General features: G+C 72.3%; 7 protein-coding genes. 4 read left to right on the forward strand and 3 right to left on the reverse strand.

Annotated elements, in window-relative coordinates; genetic code table 11:
- The coding region (locus ACFWOG_RS38340) for a PIN domain-containing protein (protein ID WP_380364160.1) at positions 1–150 on the reverse strand (150 nt) is incomplete at its 3' end.
- Between the two features lie 835 nt (positions 151–985).
- A complete protein-coding gene (locus tag ACFWOG_RS38345; RefSeq protein ID WP_380364151.1) occupies positions 986–1,576 on the reverse strand; it encodes a TetR/AcrR family transcriptional regulator in 591 nt (196 codons plus the stop codon).
- Between the two features lie 295 nt (positions 1,577–1,871).
- On the opposite strand from ACFWOG_RS38345, the gene ACFWOG_RS38350 reads away from it, so the two are divergent.
- Together ACFWOG_RS38350 and ACFWOG_RS38355 are read left to right on the forward strand one after the other, a co-directional pair.
- Entirely contained in the window at positions 1,872–2,795 is a 924-nt protein-coding gene (locus ACFWOG_RS38350; protein WP_380364153.1) for an alpha/beta hydrolase family protein, read from the forward strand.
- Between the two features lie 446 nt (positions 2,796–3,241).
- Positions 3,242–3,703, forward strand: a complete 462-nt coding sequence (locus tag ACFWOG_RS38355; RefSeq protein WP_380364155.1) for a hypothetical protein — start codon at positions 3,242–3,244, stop codon at positions 3,701–3,703.
- A gap of 161 nt (positions 3,704–3,864) precedes the next feature.
- Here the strand turns inward: ACFWOG_RS38355 and ACFWOG_RS38360 are convergent, their stop codons facing one another.
- Positions 3,865–5,535: a hypothetical protein gene (locus ACFWOG_RS38360; protein WP_380364157.1), complete on the reverse strand. Its 1,671-nt coding sequence runs from the start codon at positions 5,533–5,535 to the stop codon at positions 3,865–3,867.
- Positions 5,536–6,090: 555 nt separating this feature from the next.
- Between ACFWOG_RS38360 and ACFWOG_RS38365 the strand changes: the two genes are divergently transcribed.
- Together ACFWOG_RS38365 and ACFWOG_RS38370 are read left to right on the forward strand one after the other, a co-directional pair.
- Positions 6,091–6,438 carry a hypothetical protein gene (locus tag ACFWOG_RS38365; RefSeq protein WP_380364159.1) on the forward strand — a complete coding sequence of 116 codons (348 nt, stop codon included), beginning with the start codon at positions 6,091–6,093 and terminating at the stop codon, positions 6,436–6,438.
- 35 nt (positions 6,439–6,473) lie between these two features.
- On the forward strand, positions 6,474–6,764 hold the full coding sequence (locus ACFWOG_RS38370; protein ID WP_329879496.1) for a hypothetical protein: 291 nt from the start codon (positions 6,474–6,476) through the stop codon (positions 6,762–6,764).
- Positions 6,765–6,810: the final 46 nt, after the last annotated feature.

Below are 6,810 nucleotides of genomic sequence, written 5' to 3' on the forward strand. Positions count from 1 at the left end.
CACCGGGAGAACGACCTCGTGCTCCTCGAAGCGGGTCATGGCGAGAGGGTCCGCCAGGAGCACGCTGGTGTCGAGAACGTACGTGCGCCGGTCGCACTTGCGGGAGCGGGCCGGTTGCGGGAACCGGATGCCGCGGTCTTCGCTGCTCATGAGACGTCTCCTTGCCAACGGTGCCGATGCCGGTGCCGGTGTCGTGCGGTCGGAGCGGGAGTCACGGCCCGATCGACGGGTCGGACGGCTCGCGGTCCGGCACGGCGGGTGATCCTTCACGGGGTCGCGGTGGACGCCGAATCGACGAGGTGTCCCGCGATCGACGTCCGGGCGCCGCCCGTGGTCGCAGGAGCATGCGGGAAACCTCGGTGGACGGGGCCGGCGGAAAATGCCGACCGGTACGACGTTCTTTTCCGGGCGTTCTCCCTCCGCGGGTGTGAGGAGTGGGATTCCGAGGTTTCCGAGGATTCCGAAGGCACCTGGCCAGTGGCGAAACGGCGTCTGACGAATACCGGAAGAAAGTCCGACGGTCCACCGTGGGTGGCGATTGAGGCGGGTGTTCGTAGAAGATCGGTCTGTCCGGAAGAAATCCGGGATGAGGGTCACCGGTAATCGACGGGCGCTTCGTTGAGAGCACGATAACCAGTGAGGCGCGCCGCCGGAATGTGAGGTGGATCACAGTGTGGTCCGGTTCGCGCGCGGTAAGGCTGTTCTCCTGCGGTGTCGAGCGCAGTGTGCGTGGGCGGGGTGGTGTCGAGGTCTTCCCGGCGGGGTCGGGCCCGGTCCGCCGGGCGAAGGGGGTGACCGGTGCGCCGGGTTGGGTGTTTTTCACTCTCGTTCCGGAAAAGCTGCATGCCGGGAACATTTCGGTGGGGCGCTCGGTCTGACGCTCGGTCATGCCCTTGATCGCGTTCCCCGGAGTGCTCTTGCCTGAAACGTCGTCCACCGTCGCGACCGTGCCTCGACCCCGCACGGCCGTGGGCGGACGCCGTCGTCAGTGCGGGCGGCGCAGCCCTGCGACGAGGAGCGCGACCAGCGGGCGCGCGTCGTAGCGGGGGTCGCTGTCGGCGCCGATGCAGAGGTTCCCGATGCCGCGCATGAGCTGGTAGGCGTCGAGGTCGTCGGAGATCTCTCCGTCGGCGACGGCTGCGTCGAGGAGCTCGGTGCACACCGGCAGCAGGCGGTCGAGGAAGTAGGCGTGCAGTGCCTCGAAGCCGCTGGTGTCGTTCTGGAGTGCGGCTGCCAGGCCGTGTTTGGTGACGAGGAAGTCGACGAAGAGGTCGAGCCACCGTCCGAGGGCGGCGTGCGGGGTCGGGCCCGCCGCGAGCAGCGCCGGCCCGGCTTCGGCGCAGGCTTCGACCTGGTGGCGGTAGACGGCGATGACCAGGTCCGCCCGGGTGGGGAAGTGCCGGTAGATCGTGCCTGTTCCGACGCCGGCCTCGGCGGCGATGTCGCGTACGGGTGCGTCCACGCCCGAGGTGAGGAAGACCGCGGCGGCCGCGTCCAGCAGGGTCTTCTGGTTGCGCCGGACGTCCTTGCGCTTCGACTCGGGTGTGGTTCCGGTGCCCTGACCGCTGTCACCCACCGTGGCGTTCCTCTCGTGAGCCTTGCGATACGGAACGACGTTCCGTATCGTTTGCGGAACGAGGTTCCGTTTTGCTCATGATGGCAGACCCGGAGACCGGCGACCAAGCCGTCCGCCGCGCTCGCGCTCCACCCGGACGTGACCGGACGCTGCCACCGACACCCGCTGCGCCGACACCGCTGCCGACGCGGCCGCGCGCGAAACGGCTCCCCGACCGGCCCGGCCCGCGGTGCGACCAACTGCCAGGGCCCAACCGAACCCCACGTTGCGAGAAGTCCGAACGGAAGGTCCTTCCATGTCCGACTCCACCGCCACCGGTGCGCCCACCGTGGTGTTGTCCGCGAAACCGCTCGTCCTGCCCGCCCCGGGCCGCGGTGACGACCTCCAGGTCCGTGTGTCCGCGCCCGTGACCGGCAGCGATCTGCCCGTCGTCCTCTTCTCGCACGGCTTCGGCTGGTCGATGGACGGCTACGCCCCGCTGGCGGACCACTGGGCGGCCCAGGGCTTCGTCGTCGTCCAGCCCACCCACCTCGACTCCCGGACACTGGGTCTGCCGGCCGAGGACCCGCGCACGCCGAGGATCTGGCGCCTGCGCGTCGAGGACCTCACCCGCGTCATGGACGGGCTCCAGGTGCTGGAGGCCGCCGTGCCGGGCCTCGGCGGGCGCGTCGACCACGGCCGCATCGCCGTGGCCGGCCATTCCTGGGGAGCCCAGACGGCGAGCACACTGCTGGGCGCGCGCGTCCTGGACCCCGACGGCGTCCCCGGCGAGGACATGACGGACGCCCGCGTCACGGCAGGTGTGCTGCTGGCACCGGCCGGTCTGGGGGACGACCTGGTCCCCTTCGCCGCCGAGCACTTCCCTTTCATGCGGCCGTCCTTCGACGCGATGGCCGCACCGGCCCTCGTCGTCGCCGGCGACCGCGACCAGTCCCACCTGTCCACGCGCGGACCGGACTGGTCCACCGACCCGTACACCCGCAGCCCGGGGCGCAAGAGCCTGCTCACCCTGTTCGGGGCGGAGCACTCGCTCGGGGGCATCCCCGGGTACGAGGTCGCCGAGACCACCGACGAGAGCCCGGCCCGGGTCGCTCTGGTCCAGCAGCTCACGACCGCCTTCCTGCGCAGTGCCCTCCACCCCGGGGACGCGGCCTGGCGGACGGCGGCCGCCGCGTTGGCGGAGAGCGCCGACCCGCTGGGGAGGCTGGAGAGCAAGTAGCGCCGTCCTCACCGGATTTCGGCCCGGCCCGGTCGGCCCGACCGGGCCGGGCCGGCGGGTGCAGCCGTCTTCGCCGCGGCCGGGTGTCCTGCACGGCCGGTCGGCGAATCCGGAGGTTTGTCCGCGCGGATCGGGGTGAGGAGAGGGTCCGGGTGGGCACAGCGTGGTCCGGGCGGCGGGTTTCCCCCCTCTCGCCGTCCGGGCCCGTCCCGCCACGGCTCAGAGCCCGGCCGGCGTGACGTCCCTTCACCGGCGGCCGGGCGTCGCACGTCCGGCCCTGCTGCGGGAGATGCCGGTGACCAGGCCGTCTCGGTGCCTGCCTGTAGAACCGGTGACGGTGCAGGTGGCCGGCGCCGTTCGCCGACGACGAGGTCCGGGAGTGTCCGGGGAACTCCATCGCGCTGTACGGTCGGGCGAGTACCGTAGCCGTCGACCCAGGAGCCGCGATGGGACCGGATCATGTTCCTGATTGGTTCTGGGAGGTCCTGGAAGCGGCACGACCGCGTCTGTCTGCCCTGGAGCTGTGGTTGGAGTCCCCCTCGCGGGAGGTGCTCGAAGCCTTCGCGCTCGCGTACGAGTCCGCGGCGGAGTCGCTGGCCGACTTCTCGGAAGGTCTGAGCGTGGACGGGGACGTCTGGTCCGAGGACAGCACCGAGGATCTGTGCCTGTGGGTCGTCGGGCAGGGCCACGGGCTGTGGAGCTCGGTGGTGGCGGGTGAACTACGGCTGGAAGAAGTCGCTCAGATGTATCTGGGCCGTGCTCCGTTGCTTCCCGAAGGCACGGAGCCGTGGGACGGGGATGTCTCGGCCCCTGAGCACCGGGGCTACCAGTCTCCCGGGGCCATCGTCCACGGCGTCTACCGGACACGATTCGCCGAGGAGCTCCATGAACGGCTTGAGGGTAGGTGAGCCCGGAACGGGTCCAGGCTGTGTCCGCGACTACGAGCGGCTGCCCGAACACCACGAGGCCATGGCGAAGTGGTCGATGATCATCCTCGGGACCCGCCGACTCGCCCCGATCCTCAGCCGTCTCCCGCACGACGTGACCGCTTCTCGGTCAGGCGCCCGGATCAGGAGTGGTCGAGTCGGTCCTCGCGGACTCTCCGGGCGAGGTCGATCTTGGTGTGGGTGGGCCGCCCCGCCGCCCGGTACTTGGCCTTGACCCTGCCGAGGTAGTCCTTGGCCGTGTTCGGGGTGATGCCGGCGCGGCGGGCCGCGGAGTCCAGCGTCATGCCCGACGTGTAGTCGAGCAGGATGCGAAGCTCCTTGGGGGACAGGCGCGGTGTGCCGGACGGGCCGGGTCCCGGCGCGGGCGCGTCACCCCTGGCGATCCGGCCGAGCCAGTCCGGCAGGGCGGTGGCCGCCAGGTCGTTGCTGAAGACTTCCGGATTCCGGCCGCAGCGGTAGACGTCGTCACGGATTCCGCCGTGCCCACGGAAACCGAGGCCGCGGATCAGGTTCTGGTAGTCGGGGCTCGCGGTCGAGACGACCAGGCGTCCGGCTTCGACGCCCTGCCGTAGGACGTGGCGCAGGAGGTGGGCGCGCGCGGCCGGGTCGCGGCAGTGCGCGGCGCCGAGGAACAGCCCGCCGCCGGTCAGGGTTCCGCTGTGCTGCTGGAGCAGCGGTTCCACGCCGTCGGCCGTGCGGGCGCCGATCGGCATCAGATTGGCCACCCCGATCGCCCGGCCGTCGCGGTCGAGGGCGAGGTGGAAGGCGGAGACGTCGTCGGCGGCCCACCGTTCGGTGAGGCGTTCGCAGCGGCGCGGGTCGAAGCCGCTGTGGAGGGCCCACTCGTGCATCAGCCGGGCGATGTCGTCGCCGTCCGTGGCGAGGGCGGTGCGGAAGCCCACGGTGCGTTCGCCGGCGGGGAAGAGTTCGCGGCGCAGCAGCGGATGGCCGGTGAGGAAGAGCCCGTGGTCGGCGAGTTCGGCGCGCTCGCGGCCGTGGTGGGCGCGGCCGAGGAGGGTGAGGCGGTAGTCGCGGGCGTGGCTGCGGGCACTCTCGTGCGCTTGCGGCCGGCGCCAGCGGTAGGCGAGTTCGAGGATCGTTCGGTACGGCTCGGTGATCCGCAGTCCGAGGGCGCCGCGCTCGACGATGCTGAGCGCGGCGAGCCGGGTGAACTGGTCGGGACCTCCCGGGAGGAGCTCCTCGTCCGCGGCCCGGACGGTGGCGAGTGTCCGCAGTGCGTGTCGCCATCGCAGGCCGGGCAGTTCGCGGCCGACGCGTTCCAGGATCACCTCGGCGAGCTGGTCGGCGATCGCACCGGGGGATGCCGGCGGCGGGGAGCAGGCCAGGGCGCGGCAGGCGGCGTCCGCCAGCAGCGGGATGCCGCCCGCGAGTCGAACGGCCAGTGCCCGTCCTTCCTGGGACTCGACGGCCGCCGCCATGGTGGTGATGAGCCCCTCGCAGGCCGGTGGCAGGGTGAGGGCGGCGATGCGCGGGTGTGCCCAGCGCGGATCGGCCAGGACCGGCCGGCGGCTGACGACGACCAGGCTCGGACGCCGGGCGCCCGTGTCCTCGTCCAGTGCGGCGCTCACCGCCTCCCGCCGCTGCCGGCCGTCGACGCCGTCGATCACCAGCGTGCGGCGTGCGGTGGCCGGGTCGGCCAGAGCCCGGCGCAGCACGGACAGCGCGCGGGGCAGGTCGAGGTCGATTCTTGTCGTGTCGTCCAGTCGTGCTGCCAGTCGGGACTTCCCGACCCCGAGCGGGCCGGTCAGGTTGACCAGCCGATGGGCGGCCACCGCCCCCCGTAGCTCCTCCAGCGTCTGCGAGCCGTTCCCCCCGGAGCCGCCCACGAACACCCCCTGTCGTGCCGGGTTCGTTGCTTGACGCACCGTACCTCCGGTGAGCCTTCGCGCCGGGAGTGACACGCCGTCAAGTTGCTTCGCGGGTGCGGGTGGCGTTGCAGACGGCCGGTCGATCGGCAAGCCCCCCGAACGGGTGGCTGACGGGCGCCCGACGTGCGGAACTAGCGTGCGGTCAGGGCCACCACCGCACGACCGGCGCCGCGAACCCGCTCCTGTGTCGAGGGGCCTTCACGCGGGGGTGGTGGCCGAAGGACGCAAGTGAGAGGAGAGACCCGGATGAGAACCCGGATGAGATGGCCGAAGACGGTCCGCGGCGCGGTGACGGCGGCCGGCGGACGTGGGGGACGGACGGGGGCCACGGCCGGTGTGTCCTCGGCAGGGCGGTCCGGACGCAGGAGGGACCCGGCCCGTACCGCGGAGCCGACACCGGCCGGGGCCGTGCGCGTCGACCGTTCCCGTGACCGCCGAACCGACGACCGAGGAGTTCCCGTGGGCCGCTCGTCCGCGTTCCGTCTCCGTCCCCTCGCCGTGGCCCTCGCCGCCTCGGCGTGCCTCGCCGCAGGAACCGCGTCCGCCCAGGCGGCCCCGGCCGGAGCCGAGGCCGTCGCGGGAGGCGCGTACGCGAACCCCGACGGCCTGTCCGAGGTCAGGATGTTCACCGGCAACGGGGTCGGCACCTCGCCGTCCCAGGCGGTGGACGGCGCGGTCCGCACGGCCCGCGCGGTCGCCCAGTCGGCCGGCTGGCAGGCGAGCCAGTGCCACGTCCGCGCCACCGACGTCCGGTCGGTCGGCGGCGGCGTGTACGCCGCCGTCGCCAGCCTGTTCTGCCAGCGCTGAACCCCACCGATGTCCACCCAGAAGGAGATACCGACATGACCTCGATGCTCGCCCGGAGTGGGGCTGCCGTCGTTCTCGCGGGCCTCGCCGTGCTCGCGCCGACCGTCGCGCACGCCGACGCCCGCGTGCAGGAGACGCGGAACTTCACCGGCTCCGCCTACGAGAACAGCCCCAAGGAGGCCAAGCGGGAGGCCGAGAAGACGGCCCGCCGGAGCGCGTTGATCAGCGGATTCCTCAACGAGCAGTGCGTGCTGCTCTACGCCGACTCCTACCGGCTCGCCCCCGGCTACTACGGGGCCAACGCCGCGATCAGCTGCACGCGCTGATCCGTCGGATCTCCCGCTGGGGCGCACCGGTGCGCCCCAGCGGGAC

This window comes from Kitasatospora sp. NPDC058406 (genome assembly GCF_042722765.1).
Taxonomy (GTDB): Bacteria; Actinomycetota; Actinomycetes; order Streptomycetales; family Streptomycetaceae; genus Kitasatospora.